At 43.9% G+C, this 23,034-nt stretch carries 18 protein-coding genes and 1 tRNA gene; 9 read left to right on the forward strand and 10 right to left on the reverse strand.

Annotation, left to right across the window (positions count from 1 at the left end):
- Positions 1–444: 444 nt before the first annotated feature.
- The 4 genes from ACM0OT_RS11145 (at position 445) to ACM0OT_RS11160 (ending at position 2,883) form a co-directional block, all read left to right on the forward strand.
- Positions 445–933: a hypothetical protein gene (locus ACM0OT_RS11145; RefSeq protein ID WP_414564424.1), complete on the forward strand. Its 489-nt coding sequence runs from the start codon at positions 445–447 to the stop codon at positions 931–933.
- A 221-nt stretch (positions 934–1,154) separates the two neighbouring features.
- The gene (locus ACM0OT_RS11150) at positions 1,155–1,439 is read left to right on the forward strand and encodes a hypothetical protein (RefSeq protein ID WP_414564425.1); all 285 of its coding nucleotides are present in this window, start codon (positions 1,155–1,157) and stop codon (positions 1,437–1,439) included.
- Complete coding sequence (locus tag ACM0OT_RS11155) at positions 1,393–2,595, forward strand: GUN4 domain-containing protein (protein WP_414564426.1); 1,203 nt, start codon at positions 1,393–1,395, stop codon at positions 2,593–2,595. The genes ACM0OT_RS11150 and ACM0OT_RS11155 overlap by 47 nt, the downstream gene beginning before the upstream one ends.
- A gap of 33 nt (positions 2,596–2,628) precedes the next feature.
- Positions 2,629–2,883 carry a hypothetical protein gene (locus ACM0OT_RS11160; RefSeq protein ID WP_414564427.1) on the forward strand — a complete coding sequence of 85 codons (255 nt, stop codon included), beginning with the start codon at positions 2,629–2,631 and terminating at the stop codon, positions 2,881–2,883.
- Between the two features lie 48 nt (positions 2,884–2,931).
- Here the strand turns inward: ACM0OT_RS11160 and ACM0OT_RS11165 are convergent, their stop codons facing one another.
- The 3 genes from ACM0OT_RS11165 to ACM0OT_RS11175 all read right to left on the reverse strand — a co-directional run bounded on the left by ACM0OT_RS11165 (position 2,932) and on the right by ACM0OT_RS11175 (position 7,380).
- Positions 2,932–3,663, reverse strand: a complete 732-nt coding sequence (locus tag ACM0OT_RS11165; RefSeq protein ID WP_414564428.1) for a hypothetical protein — start codon at positions 3,661–3,663, stop codon at positions 2,932–2,934.
- 221 nt (positions 3,664–3,884) lie between these two features.
- A complete protein-coding gene (locus ACM0OT_RS11170; RefSeq protein WP_414564429.1) occupies positions 3,885–5,396 on the reverse strand; it encodes an FAD-dependent oxidoreductase in 1,512 nt (503 codons plus the stop codon).
- 97 nt (positions 5,397–5,493) lie between these two features.
- Positions 5,494–7,380, reverse strand: a complete 1,887-nt coding sequence (locus tag ACM0OT_RS11175) for an ATP-binding protein (protein ID WP_414564430.1) — start codon at positions 7,378–7,380, stop codon at positions 5,494–5,496.
- Positions 7,381–7,471: 91 nt separating this feature from the next.
- On the opposite strand from ACM0OT_RS11175, the gene cobN reads away from it, so the two are divergent.
- Together cobN and ACM0OT_RS11185 are read left to right on the forward strand one after the other, a co-directional pair.
- Positions 7,472–11,335: a cobaltochelatase subunit CobN gene (gene cobN / locus ACM0OT_RS11180; RefSeq protein WP_414564431.1), complete on the forward strand. Its 3,864-nt coding sequence runs from the start codon at positions 7,472–7,474 to the stop codon at positions 11,333–11,335.
- Between the two features lie 18 nt (positions 11,336–11,353).
- Positions 11,354–12,667 carry a peptidoglycan-binding protein gene (locus ACM0OT_RS11185; RefSeq protein WP_414564432.1) on the forward strand — a complete coding sequence of 438 codons (1,314 nt, stop codon included), beginning with the start codon at positions 11,354–11,356 and terminating at the stop codon, positions 12,665–12,667.
- Between the two features lie 398 nt (positions 12,668–13,065).
- On the opposite strand, the gene ACM0OT_RS11190 is transcribed toward ACM0OT_RS11185, so the two are convergent.
- The 4 genes from ACM0OT_RS11190 to lipA all read right to left on the reverse strand — a co-directional run bounded on the left by ACM0OT_RS11190 (position 13,066) and on the right by lipA (position 17,350).
- Positions 13,066–13,521, reverse strand: coding sequence for a Fur family transcriptional regulator (locus ACM0OT_RS11190; protein ID WP_414564433.1), 456 nt, complete (start codon positions 13,519–13,521; stop codon positions 13,066–13,068).
- 280 nt (positions 13,522–13,801) lie between these two features.
- On the reverse strand, positions 13,802–15,052 hold the full coding sequence (gene sigC / locus ACM0OT_RS11195) for an RNA polymerase sigma factor SigC (RefSeq protein WP_414564434.1): 1,251 nt from the start codon (positions 15,050–15,052) through the stop codon (positions 13,802–13,804).
- A gap of 451 nt (positions 15,053–15,503) precedes the next feature.
- On the reverse strand, positions 15,504–16,430 hold the full coding sequence (locus ACM0OT_RS11200; RefSeq protein ID WP_414564435.1) for an NAD(P)H-dependent glycerol-3-phosphate dehydrogenase: 927 nt from the start codon (positions 16,428–16,430) through the stop codon (positions 15,504–15,506).
- Positions 16,431–16,480: 50 nt separating this feature from the next.
- Positions 16,481–17,350: a lipoyl synthase gene (lipA, locus tag ACM0OT_RS11205; RefSeq protein ID WP_414564436.1), complete on the reverse strand. Its 870-nt coding sequence runs from the start codon at positions 17,348–17,350 to the stop codon at positions 16,481–16,483.
- Positions 17,351–17,489: 139 nt separating this feature from the next.
- On the opposite strand from lipA, the gene ACM0OT_RS11210 reads away from it, so the two are divergent.
- A tRNA-Pro gene (locus tag ACM0OT_RS11210) sits at positions 17,490–17,563 on the forward strand.
- Between the two features lie 323 nt (positions 17,564–17,886).
- Here the strand turns inward: ACM0OT_RS11210 and ACM0OT_RS11215 are convergent.
- Both ACM0OT_RS11215 and ACM0OT_RS11220 read right to left on the reverse strand, forming a co-directional pair.
- Positions 17,887–18,045, reverse strand: coding sequence for a YqaE/Pmp3 family membrane protein (locus ACM0OT_RS11215; RefSeq protein WP_414545445.1), 159 nt, complete (start codon positions 18,043–18,045; stop codon positions 17,887–17,889).
- 241 nt (positions 18,046–18,286) lie between these two features.
- Entirely contained in the window at positions 18,287–18,628 is a 342-nt protein-coding gene (locus ACM0OT_RS11220; RefSeq protein ID WP_414564437.1) for a translation initiation factor, read from the reverse strand.
- Positions 18,629–18,739: 111 nt separating this feature from the next.
- On the opposite strand from ACM0OT_RS11220, the gene trpB reads away from it, so the two are divergent.
- Both trpB and ACM0OT_RS11230 read left to right on the forward strand, forming a co-directional pair.
- On the forward strand, positions 18,740–19,981 hold the full coding sequence (trpB, locus tag ACM0OT_RS11225; RefSeq protein ID WP_414564438.1) for a tryptophan synthase subunit beta: 1,242 nt from the start codon (positions 18,740–18,742) through the stop codon (positions 19,979–19,981).
- Positions 19,982–20,080: 99 nt separating this feature from the next.
- Positions 20,081–20,596 carry a CAP domain-containing protein gene (locus tag ACM0OT_RS11230; protein ID WP_414564439.1) on the forward strand — a complete coding sequence of 172 codons (516 nt, stop codon included), beginning with the start codon at positions 20,081–20,083 and terminating at the stop codon, positions 20,594–20,596.
- Positions 20,597–20,795: 199 nt separating this feature from the next.
- Here ACM0OT_RS11230 and ACM0OT_RS11235 read toward each other — a convergent pair whose 3' ends face one another.
- Positions 20,796–22,985: a recombinase family protein gene (locus ACM0OT_RS11235; protein ID WP_414564440.1), complete on the reverse strand. Its 2,190-nt coding sequence runs from the start codon at positions 22,983–22,985 to the stop codon at positions 20,796–20,798.
- Between the last annotated feature and the right edge of the window lie 49 nt (positions 22,986–23,034).

Raw genomic sequence — 23,034 nt, forward strand, 5'->3', positions numbered from 1 at the left:
CTACCTTTGGGAGTAAGTGAGCATAGCGAAACTTGCTCAGGTAGGGGAGTGTCAAATTCAGATAGTAACATTGCCTAGTTTGTCTCCTTTTGCGATAGCGAAGCGCTGACTTGTCAGTTCGCTATTTTTTAGACTGCTGCTCTTGGAATGAATAACCCGCAGCCGAAGCGACGGCATTGATGTAAGCATAGCTAAATTCCTCTTTCTGGGTATTAATGATTCGTGAGTGCATCAAATACTTCTTTACTGAGATTGTTCCTGCGATCGTACCGAGTCGCCAGCACACCTGCAATCTCTATGGGATGGTCTAGTTGTTCTCGCACTAAAAAATGACTGATTTGCCGATTTTTGAGGTTTACTAAGACCTAAATAACTAAAACATTTTTGGGAATAGTAAAAAAAATCTGTGTAGTAACTTTTGTTTATTCTCATTGAATAATTCAAATGAACAAGTTACTCCTGTCCGCATTGACCGTATTTTCATTGACGAACATTGTTGCTGTGCCTCATGCATTTGCACAACAAGAACTAGAAACTATTGTTGTAATAGGCCGACGGGGATGCACTGGCGCTTGCATGTATAACTTGCTGTCTGAAGGATTGAATAATTGGATTAGACAAAGTATCGAATGGAGTATGGGAGAAAATTCGTTACCTTCAGAGAGTCATGCATCGACACCCGAAATGCCGATGACACTACAAGATTTTGACGCCTGCAGTGCCTCCTCGTCAGAGCGAACAAATCGGGTTGCTACTGAACTCGGCGGTAGCGCTCAAACGTTAGGACTGAGGGTTAATGTAACTTACGGTTTTCCTGGTGGGCCGGACATAGCCTATGAACAGTTCATAGTTGTGCGCGATACCTCTCCTGATTCTCCGTCTGGGTTAGGTACTGTCAAGCCCGTTGCAGGTTCGTTAACAGGTTGCGATTAAGCAGTTAGCCAGCTCGCTGAGATTGACTGTTTTAGCACGGAATAGGGCAATGAGAAAGAGCGCTACGGCTTCGGTCAACGGTCTCTATGTCAGTCTGCGACCTACCAGCGGAGCGCCCCAGCAGGTGCAGGTGGTGCATTATCTGAGCCTAGGACAGCACGTGCGATCGGGGGCGGGTAGCTGTCAAGCGGGTTAGCCAAGTAAACGGCCACCCTAAAAAAGTGGCTCTATCAACTAGAGTTCTCAGAGGCCCCGTTGGTAGTATCCTTCGCATGGCAGTCATGTCCACAATTTCTGAATCAGTTCCTATTGTTTCTATGCTAGGTGCTGGTTCACTTCACGCTTATCGTCTAACCAAACGTCATCGGTCAGGTTTCCATGGATGTCTTCTTCCCATTGCATTTTCGTTTCCCTTTTTCGCTTCAAGCTTACGCCGCCAGCCTACTCGTGGCGACGAGTATGGCTTCTCCTTTGCCGCTGCTGGCCCAGTCTCAGTCTACAACTGATGATAATCGCACTCCCTTCTGTCAAGTTATCGAAGCTCAAGCTTCTCCCTATTTAGATGTCACGGCGCTGCTCGATGCCATTGAGCAAGGGGGTGATCTTAATCAACTATGTGATTTTTATGGACAGCGATCGCTGCTGCTAAATCTGTTGATTTCTGTGGATGCGCCGGTAGATGAAACCACGGCAGAGCTACAACAACTGCTCCGGGCTCAAAGCTGGGCGGCAGCGGATCGTGAGACGCGGCGGCTGCTCGCGCCTGATTCGGTCGTTACTCAATCTGCGCCGGGGGCTCCGGCGATCGCACCAGAGATGATTCGCGCTATTGACCAAGCATGGCTAACGGCGAGTAACGGGCGCTTTGGCCTGAGTGTGCAGTTGCGGCTGTGGCAGGCAGTTCAGGCGGCTCATGCGAATGATCAGGAGGCGGCAGTGAATGCTTTTCGTGATCGCATCGGCTGGAAAATCCCTGCTCCCCGTGAGGAAACCGATTTTATCAGCAGCGACTGGCGCAATGAGTCGGAGCTGACCTATTCGCTGGAAGCCCCCAAGGGGCACCTACCCTGGGCAGGGGTTTCAGATGAAGTGGTGCAGGCTGTAGCCGTACCTCCGCCCGGCGTCCATTGCGGTGTCTGCACAGCGGATGCGATGGCCCTGCGCCATAGCCGTTTTTACGGACGTATTCCCGAGCTGATGGACACTGTAGCGATGGCGACGGTAGCAACAGCAATGAATCCGCTCACCTGTCAGGCAACCGCTGCATTGGGTCAAGATGGTAGCCTGACCTATCAGGTGAGTGGCACCGTGCCAGCAGCTACCAACGGCTCAGCGCTTCAAAATCCAATTGGAACCAACCTCAGCTTAACCGTACAGCGACGCGATGCTGCCGGTCGGGTTCAAACCTGGCTCAACCCCAGCGCCCTGAGCGACTACGCGCAAATTGCTCCTGATGCAGACTACTCTCGTTTGCCCTTTCCAGATTCGTTTCGCGCTCAAGCCAACAGCGCTCAGCGTCTCTACAGCGCTACCGCCTCGGTCAACGGACTCTACATCAGTCTGCGGCCGCTCAGTGGCCAACCCCAACAGATGCAAGTTGTCCATTACCTGAGACCAGGACAGTACGTGCGCTCTAGCGTAGGCACCTGCCGAACGGAATAGACGGCTAAGGCAACAGACGCGATCGCTGCAGTATTGCCACATCGCATCCTCAAAACGGCGAAAATAGAAGTTGAAGCAGGTGATATGTTAAAAAACCCATTGGGTGTTTATGAAAAAGCAGAAGAAATGGCGGCTAGGTATTATCAAAAGGTTGTATTAAACCTTGGAGATGTTCTCAGGTTAAAAAGAGTTTTCTCTTGTTCTCTAGTCAGAAACACCCTTAAACGGCTGTCCATATCTCTGTTACCTTGGTCTACACATTCTACGTATTTACCTATCTTTACATAGTTTGGTTTTTTCACCTCGCTCTACTTGCAAATTAATCTGATATATTTGCTACTTTTGGGATACATAAATTTTTAGATTAATACTTTCTCGCAAACTGCTAAAGTAATTTAGCAACGCATAGATAAAAGTTACAGTTCCTATCATTTCCAGCAATTCTTCAATCACTATGATAATTGTTGTTATTGGGGCAAGCCGACCAAAATATTCTCTTGAAAATCCACCTACCATTTCCATACCCAAAGCTCCGCCTACATAAAAAATTGCGGCAAGCAGGAATAAAGATTGAGTCTTCTTAGGTAAATCTAGGAAAAATTGAAAATATTTGAATATAAAAAATATAACCGCAGGAATTCCAAATATAACCCAGGTGTGAAAAAATATTGGGTTTAAATTCAATACTTCTCTTAGCGAGGGAATAATCAAAATTTCGTGGAAGCTGAAAGCTTCATCTAGACTGAAAAAAAGAAATATTAAAGATAGGTTTTTCCAATAAATATAATGTTTATCTGTTTTTTTTATTGAAGTAATTACTGCTAATAATCCCGAAGCAAGTAATAACATGAATGATGAATACCAAGCAGGGATATTTAACTCTTCATCAAGGCTAAAGAGTTCATGAAACCATTTTGAGCTGGGAAATGGGAACTCGGAAACCCAAAAATAACCACTTATAGCGCCAGTTACGGCAAGACATAAAATTATTATAATTAAACGTTGTGTAATTTTTTTAGTAGAGACATGAACTATTAACTCCATATCACGAGTAGAGGGTTGCGGCATATAAATCTTTTAGTAATATTCTTAACATTAACATAAAACTTTCTATCAACAGTAACTGAGCGCTTGAGCTACAGTTTTGACTAAGGAGCTTGCCACGAACAAGTTAAACATACTGGCTGCATTTGTCTTCAAAAGTAATGTGTCATTTTCTTTACTGAGAGTGTAGTTATTCACACTCCCCCGAAAAGAAGAATTGATAGTGTAAATAAAACTAAGGGTGACTATGGTAACCAGAACTCCGGCAACAGAGATTTACCCAACTCACGTACTGTTTGGTTGAGCGATCGCGCTATTTGAATGTGCGCTTCGTCGGCTTCTACAGGTATAATCTCAGATGGCTGGCCCTGTCCTAAATAAGATACTACCAAGTTAGCTGCTTCCAAACCAGTAACGTAAGCTTTTTCTTGTGACCAAGAACCGTGACGATTAACAATCCAATCACCACTCATAAATATATTTTCAAAACTGGTTTTAGCTGGCAACATATGGCGATAGCTACCAGGGGCAAAATGAGTTACAGCATTGGGTAAGCGAATTACACTGCTATCTATGACTTTGGCTTCACGAAATCCTGGGACACAAGTTGTTAAATAATTCTTGACTTTGGTAATGATATCTGCGTCACTCATACCGAGAAACTGATTGGCATGATAAAAATCAGCTTCAATTACAGTTCCCAGTTCATTTTTATATTCATCATGTAGGGCATTTAAATCAAAAAATGTCCAGCCTGTAGTAGCATCAAAGCCAAAGCAAGCATTAGAAGGACGCGGAATATTAATTTTGCGGTCAAACCATAACCGTGTCGCTAAAACGTCAATTGCTCCTAAATTATTTAAATTACGAAACTCTTCACGGTTTTGCAAACTAGGGCTATTGGCGACGATCTTTTTCATCCCCGTGACACCAACTGCAAAAATTACCGCATCAGCATCAAATATTTCATCACCACAAACAACGCCCTTGGCACGGTTTTCACTATCTATAATGACGTCAGTCACACGTCTTTGAGCTAACACTTTCGCCCCGCCTTGCTCCATCCGTTCCACCCAAGGACGAAATATTTTTTCTCCCACTGTTCCCCGACACCAAACCACATCAAAATCTGCTTGGTGCGCCAAAATAAAAAAGTACAGCATCCCCAAGGTAGCTGCGGCTGAACATTGTTCGCCAGGGGCAAATAAGCCTACCAACAACATGGGTTCAAAGGCTTCTTTGTACAGTCGAGCAGAAACACCAAAATCTTTAAACAATTCACGGGCTGTGACAAAATCATAACGTCGCCAAGCCTCATCAGAATTGTCAAAATCAACAACAGAGTAAAGTAAAGGCAAAGCACTGAGACGATCAATCAACGGTAATCGCTGAAACTGCGTGTAAACAAAAGTACCTAGAGGTGAAGGCAGTTGTGGTAATTCTTGAAAAATCGGTGATTCAACTTCCAACCCCGCAGGCGAATATTGAGCAGAACGAGTCCAGGTAGTGAAGGGATTAATTTCTAATTCATTAATTAGGGCAAAAATATTTCTGTAAGGATACCAAAAACCATGAATCCCGGCTTCTACAGATTTCCCTGTTGTGGTTTTCCAACCTGCTACCAATCCGCCAGGATATGAACCTGCTTCCAAAAGTGTGACATCATATCCTTGTTTTGCCAAATGGTAGGTTGCACCTAACCCAGCCCAACCCGCACCCACAACTACCACGCGTTTTTTTTGCAACCCTGCTGTCATTCATTTCTCCCATCATTGGTAATTCGTAGTTCATAATAGAGCCTCCGGATGCCGCCAGGCTGTACGTAATTCGTAATTAGAATTTGAAATATTTTCCCTACTCCCCACTCCCTACTCTGTGTTGATCTGGTATCCATACCGTAAAAATCGAGCCAATAGCCACAGTAGATTCTACTTCAATTCGACCCCGATGGAGTTCTACAAGTTGTTTCGTTAAAGCTAAACCAAGTCCTGTACCTTCGTAGCGACGACGATAGGGGGTATCGAGTTGCTGAAATTTTTCAAACAGTAATGGTAATTGCTCTTCGGGAATGCCAATACCTGTATCTTCAATTTGAAAGATAGCAGTATCATCTTCTACCCAGATTCGCAACGTAATACTGCCACCTTCAGGCGTAAATTTAATCCCATTAGTTAACAGATTCCAGAGAATTTGTTCTATTCGCCCTGCATCAGCGGTAAAGCGATCGCGCTGCGGATCGATTTGCAAATCTAGTTTGAGATTAACTTGTTTGCTGGTGGCTTTTTCTGTTAGTGAATTTACTGAACTTTGTGCGGTATCTGCCAAGGAAAATTCAGTAATATTTAATACTGCTTTACCAGCCTCAATTTGTGATAAATCGAGGATGTCATTAATCATTTCTAATAAATGTTCTCCACTGTCGTGGATTGTTTGCAGATAATCACGTTGGCGTTGACTCAATTCACCCAAAGGCCAACGTAACAAGGTGGAAGACATGCCGATCACATAAGTCAAAGGCGTGAGCAATTCATGACTGATAGTAGCGAGAAATTCATTTCTGAGGCGGCTAGCAGCTTCAGCCGCCAGTAAAGCCTCCCGCAATGCCATTGTCCGCTCAATGACGCGTTGTTCCAGGGTTTGTTTTTCTTGAGTCAGAGATCGCATTAACTCAGCTTGATGAATGGCGATCGCTAATTGTTCAGCTATGGAATTGAGTAAACTTTTGTCACTTTCGGCCCACTCCCGTGGGGCGTCACATTGATGAGCAATCAGCAACCCCCACAGCTTTTCTTCAAACATAATCGGTGCAGCCAACTTTGCCCTAACTCGGCTTTCCCTTAAAAAGTTCAACAAACATGCTTCTAAGGCATAAGTTTTTTCTACATCATCCACAGCTAGGATAAATCCTTGCCGATACTTCTCCCAACATGGAGAATTTCTCACAAAACAAGCTTTTTCCTGGTAATATAACACCGATGGAATTGTATTTTTAGCACGGGCTTCATAGACAATACAACCCCCATACTTTTGCAGGTCTTGTACTGGAGATTGGTTTTGACTTTTGACTTTAGCACCCTCAAATTTATATATTACAAGTCTGTCTAATTCCAGAAACTCTCGCACTTGAGCGATCGCTGTTGCCATAATTACTGGCAAATCCAAAGTTTTACGGATTTGACTCGTCACTTGGTTTAATAATCGCTCTTGGGAAATCTGTTTTTTCAGAGCATCTTCCACCGCCTGACAAAGATAAACTTCATGCACAATGGCGCTTAAAGATTCTGTTACATTTTCCTGTGGCTGCGGCAGCAGATATTCTAATAACAACAGCGTAAATTTACTTTGGAGCGTAGCATCATTGGGTTGAAGAGTTTGACCGTAATTTTCCAAATTTTGATGAGTGTAGGAATCACCCTCAAACAAGTCGCGCAATTGCCAGACAAAGGAGGCGATCGCTTCTGAATTGAACGTCAACCTCGCATCAATTTCTGGTGAATCTACCTCCTGACTCTTCACATCCAAAACGCCCACCAAAAGTGCGTTAAACTGCTCAGAAATCACCAGCGTAAATCTTTGATTTTGCCACTCCAGAGGTATACGAACTCTTGCCAATACAGCTTCTGTGATTACCAGTGCAGTACTTCCTACTGCTTGAGCCATCTGCTGTAATAATTCCCCAAGTTGATTAAATACAACTAAAGGCAAGTTTCGAGAAAAGCTCACATCAGGAGAACTAAGCATTTTCAATAGTCTGGTAAGAAGGGCTGAAGGCTACGTCCAAATTTTTTGTAATTGTTTTCTAACCAACAGTTTAAAACGGTAATACAGGATTATGCATCGTATAAGTGCCACATCAGGCGGATGGAATCAGTCAGAAAATTTAATTTTTATCGAACAAACTCCAGCTCCTTTTGTGTTTATTACTGCTGCTGATACTGACATTCAAACCCTAGCAGCAGCAGTCCCCAAATTACCTGCAAAATTTCCCGCATTAAGAGTTGCTAACTTATTGCAATTGCAGCAACAAATAAGTATAGATTCCTACGGCGAACAAGTTTTAGAACATGCCCAGGTAATTATTTTGCGCCTATTAGGAGGACGTTCCTACTGGGCTTACGGCTTAGAAGTCGTACAGGAAATTGTGCAACGTCAGGGTACAACCCTGATTGTAATGCCTGGGGACGATGGACTTGATCCAGAATTAATTTCTCAGTCTACCTTACCGTTGGGTGTTGTTAATCAACTATTACAATATTTCAGCGAAGGCGGAGTGGAAAATATTGTTAACGCCCTCAAATTTGTCTCAGATACTTGCTTAGGCACTAAGTTTAATTTTCTACCACCGCAAGGGGTTCCGCGTGTCGGGTTATATGAGGATTGGAGACTGGAGGACAAGCACAACAATACTTCCTCATCCCCCTACTCCCTACTCCCTATTGCCCACTCCCTCCTGCCAAAAGTCGGCATTCTCTTCTACCGCGCTCATTATCTATCGGGAAATACCAAGGTAATTGATGCTTTATGTACGGCTTTAGTACAGCGCAATTTACAACCTCTACCGTTATTTGTTTCTTCATTGCGTGATCCCGATGTGCAAGCAGAATTGAATGAGTTTTTTCAACCGAAAGATTCGGAGCAAATTGGTGTATTACTGAATACCACAAGTTTTTCTCTGGCGCGATTGGAAGCAGAAGCACCCCAACTTGATTTATGGCAAAAGTTAGATGTCCCAGTTTTACAAGTGATTCTCAGTGGCGGTGGTGTGGAACAGTGGGAAGCACAATCACAAGGGCTTTCTCCCCGCGATATGGCCATGAATGTGGCACTACCAGAGGTCGACGGGCGAATTATTACTCGCGCTGTGTCTTTTAAAACCGTACAAACACGGAATACTAACTTAGAAACAGATGTGGTAGTTTATGAACCAGTAAGCGATCGCATTGAGTTTGTCGCACAATTAGCAGCCAATTGGGTACGCCTCCGTTCAAAGCCACCCCAAGAACGGCGTATTGCCTTGATCTTGGCAAATTACCCCAATCGTAATGGCAGGCTAGCTAATGGTGTGGGGCTGGACACGCCAGCTAGTTGTGTGGAAATAATTAAGGCTTTACAAGCGGCTGGGTATTTGGTAGAAAATGCCCCTACTCATGGAGATGAATTAATTCAACGTCTTACCGATGGTGTGACTAATGACCCAGAAGGTAGGGAATTGCGTCCGGTGCAGCAAAGTTTATCTGGTGAGGCGTATCAAGAGTATTTTGCTAGTTTACCGGCAGTTGTACAGCAAGAAATTAGTGAAAGATGGTCTAACCACAGAGACACAGAGAACACAGAGGAGCAAAATCAGTATAACTCCCCCCTGCCCCCCAGGGCTGATTCATTCCCCATTCCTGGGATTCAACTTGGCAAAATCTTCGTAGGCATTCAACCATCACGGGGTTATGATATTGACCCTAGTTTGAATTATCATGCGCCAGATTTAGTACCAACTCATGATTATTTAGCTTTTTATCATTGGGTGAGGTCAAGTTTTGGGGCTGATGCGGTTGTGCATGTGGGAAAACATGGCAATTTAGAATGGTTACCGGGGAAAAGTGTGGCTTTATCTAGTACTTGTTATCCAGAAGTCGCATTGGGGCCAGTTCCTCATCTTTATCCGTTTATTGTTAATGACCCAGGTGAAGGTTCACAAGCCAAGCGTCGCGCCCAAGCGGTGATTTTAGATCACCTCACGCCCCCCATGACCCGTGCTGAACTGTATGGTGCGCTGCAACAGTTAGAAAATTTAGTTGATGAATATTACGAAGCCGAAAGTTTAGATCCTTCACGTTTACCAGCAATCCGCGATCGCATTCAGGAATTGGTCATTGCCGAAAATCTTCATAAAGATTTAGGTATTCAAGATGCAACTGATATTTTAAAGTTTGAATCCTTAATTTTGAATTTCATCGGCGGCTATCTTTGTGAATTAAAAGAAGCCCAAATCCGCGACGGGTTACACATTTTTGGCCAATGTCCCCAAGGACGACAACTGCGAGATTTAATCGTGGCGATCGCCCGCATCCCCAATCGCTACTCTATAGGTCTTACCCGCACCATAACTGAAGAATGGGGTTTAGACTTCGACCCCCTCACAACAGACTTCAGCACTCAGTTATCAGAAATTGATCAGCAAATTTTAGCCACCAAAAACCCAAATCCCTGTCGCACTGTCGGTGACGCAGTAGAAATACTAGAAACACATGCAGCCAACCTCATAGAACCACTCCTAACTCCCTCATCCCCCCCACTCCCAACTCCCAACTCCCAACTCCCCTCCACTCTTGACTGGATTAACACCAAACTCCTCCCAGCTTTACAACAAACCCACCAAGAAATCACCAACTTACTCCACGGACTTGATGGTAAATACATTCCCAGTGGCCCCTCTGGCGCCCCCACACGTGGCCGCCCGGAGGTTTTACCTACTGGCAAAAACTTTTATTCTGTGGATATTCGCGCCATCCCCACAGAAACCGCATGGGATATAGGCAGAAAAGCGGCGGAAAACTTAATTGAGTGCTATACCCAAGAAAACGGTGAATATCCCCAAACATTGGGTTTATCTGTGTGGGGAACTGCCACAATGCGGACTGGCGGTGATGATATTGCCGAAGCTTTGGCGTTAATGGGTGTACGTCCTGTTTGGGATGGTGCAGCTAGGCGGGTTGTGGATTTTGAGATTTTACCTTTGAGTATTTTGGGACGACCCCGTGTAGATGTCACCTTACGAATTTCGGGATTCTTTCGTGATGCCTTTCCTAACTTAATCGATTTATTTGAGCAAGCTGTAGCAGCCGTAGCAGCACTGGAAGAATCCCCAGAGTATAATCCCCTGGCAGCACAAGTAAACCAAGATATTAATTTATGGGTGCAACAAGGTTTGTCTGTGGAAGCAGCCGTGGTGCGATCGCAATATCGGGTTTTCGGTTCTCAACCGGGTGCTTATGGTGCAGGTCTCCAAGGTTTAATGGAGTCACAAAATTGGACAGATGATCAGGATTTAGCACGTGCTTATATTAATTGGAGTTGCTACGCTTACACCACCGCTGACCCTGACGACAAAGGGGGATTAGTGGGAATTTCTGCGCCATTCGCTTTTAAACAGCGGTTAACACAAATGCAAATTGTCTTACATAACCAAGACAACCGCGAACATGACTTGCTTGATTCGGATGATTATTATCAATTTCAGGGTGGTTTAACAGCAGCCGTGCGATCGCTTCAGGGAAAAAACCCCCAAACTTATTTTGGTGATAATTCTATTCCTGCTCAACCACGTGTGCGTCAGTTAAAAGCCGAAATTGCCAGGGTGTATCGCTCTCGTGTAGTTAACCCCAAGTGGATTGAAGGAATGATGCGCCACGGTTATAAAGGTGCATTTGAAATGGCCGCCACAGTAGATTATTTATTTGCCTACGATGCTACAGCTCAATGTGTGGAAGACCACATGTATGAGGGTATCGCCCAGGCCTATGTATTTGATCCCCTTGTCTGTGACTTTATCCAGGATAAAAATCCCTGGGCATTACGTGATATTGCTGAAAAATTATTAGAAGCACACCAGCGCAATTTATGGCAGGATGTAAATATACAGACATTAGAAAATTTGCGAAATCTCGTACATCAAGCTGAAGCGACCATTGAAGAAAAATAATTGGTGTAGGAAAAACATATGGATAATCTTGCGTATTTCCACTTAGCTGACGCCTATGAAGACAGCGCATCCAGTGATTTGGTATCTCTCAGTTCTTTATTAACCAAAGCATCTGCACCAGACTGGAAGCGTCTTTCTAGTAGAGCCTGGAAGCACATGTTGCCCCTAGCTCTAACTTTGGCTATTCTCGGTTCTGTTAGCAGCGTTTTGGCACTAGAACGAGGTGATCAAGGCCCTTCTGTCAGGAGTCTGCAACAAAAGTTGCAACAAGCCGGCTTTTATCAATCTCCCATTACCCAAATTTATGACTTTCCAACGGAAGATGCTGTACGGCGCTTCCAACAAGCCAATGGTTTACCAGTTGATGGCATTGTCGGACCTAGCACACGCCAAAAATTAGACAATTGGCAGCCACAACAGACAAATAATCAACCTGCAAAACCGAGTACTGCGAATACACCAGTACCCGCCATCAATACTACTAGTCCCCAACCGCCCAGAATCAGTACTGCTAGTACACCTGTTCCACCAGTCACTCTGAGCAATCTACAACCGCCAAAACCCACTCCTGCTAGTACACCATTTGAGACAATTAACACTACCAGTACACCAGCCCCAAGACCACCCAGTACTGCTAGTACACCAACTCAAATCAATAGCATGGTCAGGACTCAAAATAAACGCCGCCATCCCAACCTGTTAGTCAGAGGCGATGAAGGTGAAGAAGTCAGGGCCTTACAACAACAGTTGCAAGTGGCAGGTTTTTATTTTGGTAACGCCACAGGAGTATTTGGCCCCATTACAGAAGAAGCAGTCAGGCGGTTCCAAGCAGCTTACAACTTAGGTGTTGATGGTGTTGTGGGCCCAGCAACCGTAGGCAAATTACCTCCTGTTGGTGTTGGCGGTGAAGCTCCTACTATTGCTGCTAGACCCACAGCTACAACTAATAGAGATAACCTGACTATAGGCGATCGCGGCGAAGCAGTCAGACTACTGCAAGAACATTTGATTAGCGCCGGATATCTGCATGGAACCCCAAATGGCTATTTTGGTTCCTATACTGCGGATGCTGTACGTCGATTTCAAGCAGCTAATTACTTAGCAGCCAGTGGTATTGCTGGCCCCACCACAAGAGCTAAGTTATACGAAGTGATTAATACTGCTCCCAAGAGTGATTTCAGTGTCCTGGAAATTCAAAGAAGATTACAAGAAAAGGGTTTTTATAAAGGCAATCTCAACGGTGTCATGGCAGATGATACCAGAAGAGCAATTCAGCAAGCCCAGGAATTTTATGGCATCAGTCTCAGCGATATCAGAAGCGGACGCTTTTAGCATCCGCTGAGATATTGTCAGTATGAGTTCTTAAAAGTACGCGGAAGTCCCCACCCTCTCTGCGAGACGCTACGCGAACGACTCTTAGTAGGATGGATGACGAATCCCCCGGATTTTCTGGTAAGATACTCAATATCTTGACCATCAATGCCATAAGCGAAAACTAAGCTAATTAGGTATATGTTGCAAGAACAAGACTTGGGTCTTGGGAACCAGGACTTCTGCCCTTGGAGGGAATGTAAGACCAAAAAAACTACGGAGTTTTTGAGGCTGTTACCGATGAATTGGGAAGCTCAGACTTCACCTGTAGGCAGGTCTGAGTAGTTCACCAGGTTACTTACCTCCGATAACAGCGAATTATAAATAGCATAACTTCGTCTTGTTATCTCACCCAGGTGCTATAACGGCATCAGCGCCCGTTGGCACTTGGGACACACTGCGTGGATGGTCATTTGACAATCTAGCAGGTGAAATCCTTCTTTTTGGGCTGTTTTGGCTCCAATTTTTAAAATAGAGTCGTTTTTGAACTCAATAGTGGCATTGCATTTAACACAAATTAAGTGATGGTGATGATGGGGGTAGGGCTGGTTAATTTCATAATGCTTATGCCCTTCTCCCAATTCTAATTCCCGCAAAATACCCATCCGCGCCATCAATTTCAACGTCCGATAGATAGTTGAAAGACTGATGCCTTCGCCTTCACCTTCTAGTCGATGATAAAGATCCTCAGCACTCAGGTGTTCACCTTGCGGAAGTTCTTGAAAAATATGTAAAATTGTTTCGCGTTGGGGAGTTAAACGCCAACCTCTTTCGTTTAGTTCTGCCTTGAGTGAAGTAGATGTGTAAGCCGTCATACTAATTTTTCTCAACAAAGCCTATTAGTTGAGAATATAACAAATTTTCCGATCAATTTGCAACAATCGTAGCTTATTGCAAACATTTACTAAATATTCCCGAATAGATTAGTTGTCAAATAACCAATCTATTACGAATTACGAATTATTAAGTATCTAGTCATTTGCCAGTAGAGGCGACGCACAGCTTGTGTATGTCAATTTAACTTTCCAGGGTTTTTGCTAAAGTTGACATCTATAAGTCATGTTTTGCCCCTACCTTCTGACAATTGACTCATAACTAACTTAGGGATTCCAAATAATCGCGGATGAGGTTGCGACGCTTGGGTTGACGTAGCTTTTGTAAAGCTTTGGATTCAATTTGACGCACTCGTTCTCTTGACAAGTCAAGAGCGCGACCAATTTCTGCCAACGAGTAAGGATGACCATCTGCCAAACCAAAGCGCATGAGAATTACATCACGCTCACGGCTAGTTAAATCTGATAACAGACTATGCAAGTCTCTTTGTAAAGATTCTCGCATTAACATTTCTTCTGGGGTCACACTGTCAGTTTCTAGTAATTCCCCTAACTCGGTGTCTTTATCTTTACCTACCTTAGTTTCCAAAGACACGGAACGTGGTACTCTCAGCAACACTTCCCGGACTTGGGTAGGTGTCATTTCTAACTCAATTGCTAGGTCTTCTAGAGTGGGGGTGCGACCTTTTTCTTGAGCAATTTTGCGTTGAGCTTTTTTAATTTTATTCAGCTTTTCTGTAATATGAACAGGTAGGCGAATTGTCCGACTAGAAGTAGCGATCGCTCTGGTAATTCCTTGACGAATCCACCAATAAGCATATGTACTAAAGCGATATCCCTTAGTCGGGTCAAATTTTTCTACTGCTCGTTCTAAACCGAGAGTTCCTTCTTGAACTAAATCTAATAATTCCAAACCACGATTTTGATACTTTTTGGCAACAGACACTACCAAGCGCAGGTTTGCCTTGATCATGTGTTCTTTGGCCTGGAGTCCTTGGGACTGAACTTTTTCCAGTTCTTCTACTGTTAATTTGGCAATTTCTGCCCAGCGACGCTTACCATCGGCTAAAGTTGGTTTGAGATCCGGCAGATTTATACCAGCGGTGGTAGCCCACCGTTCCAAAGACGGGCGGTGTCCCAGTTCAGATGTTAGACGCTCTTGAACTTCAATTAATCGGAGGTATGGTACAACTACTTCATCACCTTGCTTGGCAGCATTGGCAAGCACAGTCCGCATCCGCAAGTAACGTTGGACTTTTTGTGCTTCGGAAACTTCTTCGTCGCGCCCTAACAGCCGAACTCGCCCAATTTCCTGAAGATATAGACGTACCAAGTCTGTACTCCGACGGTTAGTATTCGCAGCAAAGTTGGCAGGGTCAACAGCAGCTATTTCCAACTCTTGGATATCATCTGCCGACAACTCACCATCATCAATAATGAGTTCTGCGTCCAAAGCCTGGCGGGACTTTTGGGTATTAGATGCGGCATCTGCGTAAAAAGATGTTGCTGGCATAGGGATCGTCTCAATGGCTCCAGGTAACAATAGATTACGGTCAGCTAATTAACTGTTGCTATTGTTCCCGTGATTCAAGATGAACTAACACGGTTGAGGTTTCCAGTAAAGTTTTTTTCTCAAAAAACATACTGGTTTGTTTTCAAACACTAATACTGAAATGTATCAGTCGCATGTTTGAATTGAACCAATAGCTATTCAAATTTACAGATAGGCTTTAAATTACAAACTACCTAGTTAGCATTTCCACCTTGATAGATATTTAATGTGATATCGGTAATTTGTATAAACATATTTCAGTAAAAATCATGTTTATCGTTTGCTTAGTCATATCTACATGGGAATGAAAGTAATATCCTGACGATTTACTATTTTTTTTCTAGGGATTATTGAGGAATAATTAGAAGTGATCGAGTGTCTTAGATAAGTTGTCATCACGCAGAAAGCACTATTAATAGTCGTATTCTGGCTTGATATCTCTTAACATCAGTTCCTCTAGTGCTTGTCGCGGCGTAACCTCACCTTGAAGTAAGTGATAAACTTGCTCGGTAATGGGGATAGTAATATTTTGCTGCTTGGCTCGTTGCATTAACACTTGGCAAGTGTTGACACCTTCAGCTGTTCCTTGTAGATTTGCCAGAATTTCTGTAAGTGTCTGACCACTAGCCATTTGGTAACCAACTTGGTAATTGCGACTCAGAGGACTATTACAAGTTGCTAATAAATCTCCTAGACCCGATAAACCATAAAATGTTTCCGGCTTCGCACCCCAAGCATTGCCAATGCGAATAATTTCTGCAAGTCCACGGGTGACTAAAGCGGCCTTGGCGTTGGTTCCTAGATGTAAGCCATCACAGACACCTGCGGCGATCGCCATAATATTTTTTAATGTTCCCCCTAGTTCTACACCCACAGGATCAGAATTGGTATAGACGCGGAATCGTGGGGAAGAAAAGACCAGTTGTACTAGTTCAGCAGCAGCCGTGTCGTGACTAGCTACTACGGTTGCAGCGGGTAAAGATTGTTGAATTTCTTTAGATAAATTTGGCCCAGATAACACAACTACTGGATGATTGGGGAATGCTGTTTGCCAAATTTGCGAGGGTGTACAGGTAGTTTTGGGATCTAAGCCTTTTGTTGCTGTGACAAAAATTGTCTCTGGAGAAAGGGGGAAAGCCTGTACTTGGGAAGCTACATCACTCACCCCTTTCATTGAGATAGCAGACAAGACTATTTGGGTATCTTTTAGTACTGCTTCTAGATTTGTTGATCCGCTCCGTGACCACAGACGCACCCGGTGACCATTTTCAGTCGCCAAATCTGCTAGAGCTAGACCCCAAGCACCTGCACCCAGAATCGCTATGGTAATTTCTTGCACTGCTATCTATATATATAACCACTCAAAATCACTCACAACTAAACACTCACCTAACGGGGGTGGCGTTGCATTAATTCCCTCACTTGTTCAGCATGATATGAACTGCGAGTTAATGGTGAGGAAACAACTTGTAAAAAACCGATGTCTTCACCGAATGCTTGCCAAGCTGCAAATTGTTCTGGGGTGATAAAGTCATTAACTTGCAAGTGTTTTTGACTGGGTTGGAGATATTGCCCAATGGTCAAAATGTCACAATCTACAGATCGTAAGTCTTGCATAACTTGGCGGATTTCGGCATCAGTTTCACTCAGCCCAACCATGATACCGGATTTAGTGTATACCCCAGGAGCCATTTGACGCGCTCGCTTGAGTAATTCTAGAGTGCGATCGTAGTTTCCTTGGGGGCGCACCCTTTTATATAAGCGAGGAATTGTTTCTGTGTTGTGGTTAAGTACTTCTGGCGCAGCTTGTAAAATAATCTCTAAAGCATTCCAGTTACCGCACAAATCAGGAATTAGTACCTCAATTGTGGTTTGAGGTGATACACTACGCGCTGCCGTAATACATCGCACAAACTGAGAAGCACCACCATCAGGCAAATCATCTCTGTTGACAGAAGTAATGACAACATGATTAAGTTTCATGCGGCGCACAGCCTCTGCCAGTCTTCCTGGTTCTGTAGGGTCTAGAGGTTGGGGTTTTTTCTCAAAATCAATATCACAGTAAGGACAGGCACGGGTACAAGCAGGGCCCATAATCAAAAACGTAGCAGTCCCCGCCTGAAAGCACTCACCAATATTCGGACAGGACGCTTCCTCACAAACTGTATTGAGAGCTAAATCCCGCAAAATTTCTTTAACGTTACCAACGCGCTCCCACTGAGGCGCTTTTACTCGCAACCAGTCTGGCTTTACAGTCACAATCCGCTTTTACCATTTGAAGTTATACAAATCTAATCCTAGCAAGCAAAGCTCTTGGTGCAATGATTATTTGATATATTTATTTTTACTTTTTACTAATATCTAGTGATATACTAGTAACATTGTTTATTTATTTAAACGGGATGTAGCGCAGCTTGGTAGCGCACTTCGTTCGGGACGAAGGGGCCGCTGGTTCGAATCCAGTCATCCCGATTTGGTATTTGTCAAATTCTATGAGCCTTGTCCGTCCATATATTATGCGGACATCAGGCTGTATTCATGATGGATGGCTAGTTTCGCCGGATAAATCTGGATTTTTTAACCAGGATTATCTGTACTACTTTCTTGGCTCGAACACTACTTGTAAGCAGTTTGACAAACTTGCAGCAGGATCTACAGTCCGAAATTTAAATACTGAGCTTGTTAGAGGTGTGAAGGTCATTCTTCCTCCCCTCGTCTCACCTATCCTGACTGATTTTCGCCTTCTTTGCAAAAAACTGGGATGCTCCCGGCTCACATACCCACCTCCCCAAACATTATTTCTTGGCAATAATCCACACTGCGTGAACTACACCTGGGATATAACCCAACAAAGTCAACAGGATATTAATCCAAAAATCTGCCCCAAAACCTACTTGTAAAAACACACCTAAGGGGGGCACAAAAATAGCACATAAAATCCGAACTAAATCCATAAAAACCTCCTGTAAATATCAAACAAAAGTAGCTTTCTAATTATTTTTGCACCCCAAAAACCAACATTTTTAAATTATTATCCTGGGACTGAAGTTACGCGAAGGCAAAACTGGTTCTTGGTTCTTGAGTTATCTTCGTGTCCCTGGCAGTTTGTCATGACGACAAATATTGCCGCCTATTCAAGAATAACATTTACTGCCTAACTCAATAAAACACTAGAAATGTGGTAGACCGCACCCATCAACCGCCACTAATTTTGGCTTTGTAACCCAACTTAACCAAAATATCCAAGATTTTCTGTTTATGATCGCCTTGAATTTCAATTTCATTGTCTTTTACAGTGCCACCCGTACCGCATTGAGTTTTCAACTGTTTGACTAAATCCGTCAATACCTCTGGTTTGGTTTGAAAACCGTTAACCACAGTCACAGTTTTACCCTTACGTCCTTTGCGGGAAGCTTGCACCTTCAAATTTTGTTGCTGCGGCGGTAGTTCAGGAATCCCTCTTTCTGTAGCCGCTGAGTTGTCGTTACCAAATTCGCGGTAGACAAAGCCTTTGTTAGAAGATTTAGAAGAAGACATAAAACGTTTGATAAGAAAAAACCTGACATGGCAAGTAATCTATTCCAGGATCTTGCACTTCCCACTATGCTTTTATAATAATGATGTTCGTCCAGTCATCAAAAACTTTCCGTGACTACCACACCCCTTTCTCCAAATTCTTCATCAAATATTCAGGTTCCCGACATCCAAGGACGCTTTGGACGCTTTGGCGGTAAGTATGTCCCGGAAACACTGATGCCTGCTCTTGCTGAATTAGAAACAGCTTATCAACAATACCGTCATGACCCCAGCTTTCAAGCTGAACTACAACAGCTACTGAGAGACTATGTAGGACGGGCAACACCGTTGTATTTTGCCGAACGCCTTACTGCTCATTATGCCAGACCAGATGGTACAGGGGCGCAAATTTATTTGAAGCGTGAAGACTTGAATCACACAGGCGCTCACAAAATTAATAATGCCTTAGGTCAGGTGTTGTTGGCGAAGCGCATGGGTAAGCAACGGGTAATCGCCGAAACAGGTGCTGGACAACATGGTGTGGCGACGGCGACGGTTTGCGCTCGGTTTGGCTTAGAATGTGTAATTTACATGGGCGTTCATGATATGGAACGTCAAGCTTTAAATGTCTTCAGAATGCGCTTGATGGGGGCAGAAGTCCGTCCGGTAGAGGCGGGGACAGGTACTCTCAAGGATGCCACTTCTGAGGCCATTCGGGATTGGGTGACTAATGTTGAAACCACGCACTACATCTTAGGTTCTGTCGCCGGCCCCCATCCTTACCCGATGATGGTACGCGATTTCCATGCTGTGATTGGGCAAGAAACCCGCGCTCAAGCATTAGAAAAGTGGGGCGGTTTACCCGATATTCTTTTGGCTTGTGTGGGCGGTGGTTCCAATGCAATGGGCTTGTTTCATGAGTTTGTCCATGAGTCCTCTATCCGGTTGATTGGTGTAGAAGCAGCCGGCGAAGGTGTAAATACAGAAAAACACGCTGCGACCTTGACAAAAGGACAAATTGGTGTGTTGCATGGAGCCATGAGTTATCTGCTGCAAGATGCCGAGGGACAAATCATTGAAGCGCATTCCATTAGTGCAGGTTTAGATTATCCGGGTGTGGGGCCAGAACATAGCTATTTGAAAGATATGGGACGCGCCGAATATTACAGCGTCACCGATGCCGAAGCTTTAGCAGCCTTCCAGAGATTATCTCGACTAGAGGGAATTATCCCGGCTTTAGAAACTGCCCATGCGATCGCCTATCTTGAAACCTTGTGTCCCCAACTCAGTGACAGTCCTCGCATTGTGATTAACTGTTCTGGACGCGGTGATAAGGATGTACAGACTGTAGCTAAATTTTTAATAACTGAGTAAACATACTGAAATAGCAGTAGTGAAATTGTGATTTATCCAGATGATGCACTAAAGTGGCGAAGGATAAGTTGATCACATTTGTTCATCATGGAATCTACTATGATCCAAAACACTATTGCTAGCATCACTGTAGGTACTCTGGTTTTCGCTAGTGGGGCGATCGCTATTTCTGCGCCCAGTCCAACCTCTTTATTAAGCGATCGCCTCTTGGTTGCACAATCTCGTACCATCAATATTACTGCTCTGGAAGCATCTGTTTTCAAACAAATTAATGATTACAGAGCCTCGAAAAAGCTCCCGTTACTAACGCGTAATTCTGCTATCAACAATCAAGCTAAAATTCACAGTCAGAACATGGCTAGTGGAGCAGTATCATTTGGACATAGCGGATTTTCACAACGCATTAAAGCTACCCGTCTCAACTACATAGCTGCTGCGGAGAATGTCGCTTATAACAAGGGATTTAGTGACCCCGCCACCAAAGCTGTAGAAGGGTGGTTAAAGAGTTCAGGACATCTTGCCAATATCAAGGGTAACTATAACGTGACGGGAATTGGCGTTGCTAGCAATAGCCGAGGCGAAATTTACTTTACGCAAATTTTTCAGAAGCTTTAGATTTGGCAAAAGAATAAATTTTTTCTGATACTGGTGTTTTAATTCACCCCTTTCCCTTGTAGGGAAGGGGGCTGGGGGGTTAGGTTTTTTCCACATGAAGTAAAAAGTCAGATGGTTTTTGAAGTTGGAGCAGAAAAAATCTGATGATTGTCTTTGCTCTGACTCATTGGATAATTTAATTTCTGCAAGTCTCTAATAATTATGTAATTGCTACTTCAGATGGTGTACAGGCGTGGACTAAAGATAACAATGGGCCTATTTGTTCTTGACCATTAACTGCTAATTCACTGTGACACAAATACACTTTCTGGGATACACGAGACAGTAAATCGAGCAAAATTCGGCGTAATCTTTCGTCTTCTGACTGTTGTTCGTCTTCTGCTGTCCAGGGTTGTCCTAGTCTTTCTTGCAAGAAAAAAGGTGCGCCAAATAGTGTGGCTGCTCCGCCTTTTGTCCATAAGGGGGAACCAGCATCTAACCAAAAATGCCAACGATGAGATTTTCTACTAGAGCGATATTGGAAAATTGTTGCTAAAGTAACAGCTTTTCTGGAAGGGCCGACGGGACGTAAGGGGTAAGGGTTGGCTGTGATGGTACCACGGCGTAAAAGTTGAATAAATTCGCCAACGGTAGTATTTGGTGAGGGGCGTTGAAGTTGGGAGATTGTTTGTTTGAGTCTGGTGTCGATTTCCCAGTAGTGTTGGGCTGTTTCTAGTAATTCGCGCAGTGCAGCCATTTGGTCGGATGGGGGGTTGCTATCTCTACATAAAAAGTGCTGAATTGCTAGATATAACAAGGAAATTGGACTGGGAATTAATCGCTGTTGTTGTTGCGATCGCACTTTTTCTAACCACTCTAAAATTTCACCATAAGCTTTGGTGGCTGCGTAGCCAATTCTATCCCAGCGCTCGAAGGCGGAAACTGGTAGTAATTTCGGTTCGTCAGGATGGGGTACAAAGCAGTAATCTGCTATTAAGCCGGCGCGTACTGGATCTATGTGGGTGGGGAGTTGGGAGTAGGGAGTTGGGAGTGGGAAAGAATTTTCTGGGGGTTCGGGTTTTCTGCTGAGGACTACTAACATCTCGGCTACGGCATCTCGATCTACTAGGCGACCTAAACCGGGATAAACTAATGCCAGCATGGTGAGTAATGCCCGAATCACTGGTGAACTAATTAAGGGGCGTTGTTCGTTGAGTGATTCGACGGGGATGTTTTGTTTGGTGAGAATTTCGACTAAAGTGTAACGGGCGATCGCATCTAAACCTGGCGCAATAATCGCTACTTGTTCTGCTTCTACTTGTCCTGTTTTGATGGCTGTGACAATTTCTTCGGCGGTGTGTCGCAACAGTTGGGCGCGGGAGGTAGTTTGAATGGATTGGACTGTATCTGGTAAACTTAGCAATGCCATCGGTTCTGTAACTAATTCCCGCATTGGGGTGTTGAGTGTCTCTGCTAAACACGGTAAGGGTGTTTGAGTTAATTTCTCTATTTCACAACGCCCGGCTAAACCTTCCATATAATTGGGATCTGCACCTAATCCTAAGCGGACTGCACCCTGAGGGTTGAAGCTGAACATCCCCACAGCATTGTGATCTAACAAAAAATCAAACAGTTGACGAGCTACCCCAGGATAATCATCGACATCATCTGCCAGTACAGCTTGATAGCGTTGTATGAGATATTGTTGGTATGTGCGATCGCTTAATAATTTCTGACTGTAAAGTTCTGTAATAATACCATAAGTCAACAATCCCCTGGATAAACAAAAGTCACGCCAATCTAATAACAAAGATGCCAATAATTCCGGCTCTAAATCTATGGATTCTTCCTGTAAGCTGGTTTGTAAAACTTGGGCAATATTTTCGCATGGTTGACAACTGTAAGCCGCTAATTGCAATAAGTCCAGAATCCGTCGCACTAAGCGATACTCATTCACTCCCGCACGCTGCAAAGTCGCTGCATCCAACTGGGAACGCCAAAGTTTAGTTGCCAATTCTTGTTCGGTTTCTGGGCGTAATCGCACTGGAAATTGTGCTTTTAGATGCAACAATTGAATCAATAACGGCCAAAATAAAATAACTTCATCTTGAAAAAAGCCGAGGATTGTTTTGGCACGAACTGGATATTTCCCTTGAGTTGTTGTAACAATTTTATCCCCTAATGCCCGGCGATTCTCGCTATTGGCAGCTAAAATTAAAACTCCTGTCCCTGTTTGTTGGAGATAGGAGAGTTGTGGTATCATTTCACCTTTTTGCTCTTCTTGTTTTTTAGTATAAAATAATTCGGTACCATAATTTTTACTAGATAACCAACGACAAAAATGTTCTATCAAGCGAGTTGTCTTACCACTACGGCTATTGCCAACAATCCAAATAGAATGAGAAATCACAAACTCTCCCTTTATAGATTTGCTAGTATACTGCGTGCGTTAACTTAAA

This window comes from Anabaena sp. CCY 9613 (genome assembly GCF_963920895.1).
Lineage (GTDB): Bacteria > Cyanobacteriota > Cyanobacteriia > Cyanobacteriales > Nostocaceae > Cyanocohniella.

Coding starts and splice junctions, on each gene's coding strand:
- cobN (WP_414564431.1), top strand. CDS start 7,472: ATGCATCGTATAAGTGCCACATCAGGCGGATGGAATCAGTCAGAAAAT.
- sigC (WP_414564434.1), bottom strand. CDS start 15,052: ATGCCAGCAACATCTTTTTACGCAGATGCCGCATCTAATACCCAAAAG.
- ACM0OT_RS11170 (WP_414564429.1), bottom strand. CDS start 5,396: ATGACAGCAGGGTTGCAAAAAAAACGCGTGGTAGTTGTGGGTGCGGGT.
- ACM0OT_RS11230 (WP_414564439.1), top strand. CDS start 20,081: ATGATCCAAAACACTATTGCTAGCATCACTGTAGGTACTCTGGTTTTC.
- ACM0OT_RS11145 (WP_414564424.1), top strand. CDS start 445: ATGAACAAGTTACTCCTGTCCGCATTGACCGTATTTTCATTGACGAAC.
- ACM0OT_RS11185 (WP_414564432.1), top strand. CDS start 11,354: ATGGATAATCTTGCGTATTTCCACTTAGCTGACGCCTATGAAGACAGC.
- ACM0OT_RS11190 (WP_414564433.1), bottom strand. CDS start 13,521: ATGACGGCTTACACATCTACTTCACTCAAGGCAGAACTAAACGAAAGA.
- ACM0OT_RS11175 (WP_414564430.1), bottom strand. CDS start 7,380: ATGCTTAGTTCTCCTGATGTGAGCTTTTCTCGAAACTTGCCTTTAGTT.
- ACM0OT_RS11220 (WP_414564437.1), bottom strand. CDS start 18,628: ATGTCTTCTTCTAAATCTTCTAACAAAGGCTTTGTCTACCGCGAATTT.
- ACM0OT_RS11155 (WP_414564426.1), top strand. CDS start 1,393: ATGGCTTCTCCTTTGCCGCTGCTGGCCCAGTCTCAGTCTACAACTGAT.
- ACM0OT_RS11165 (WP_414564428.1), bottom strand. CDS start 3,663: ATGCCGCAACCCTCTACTCGTGATATGGAGTTAATAGTTCATGTCTCT.
- ACM0OT_RS11215 (WP_414545445.1), bottom strand. CDS start 18,045: ATGGATTTAGTTCGGATTTTATGTGCTATTTTTGTGCCCCCCTTAGGT.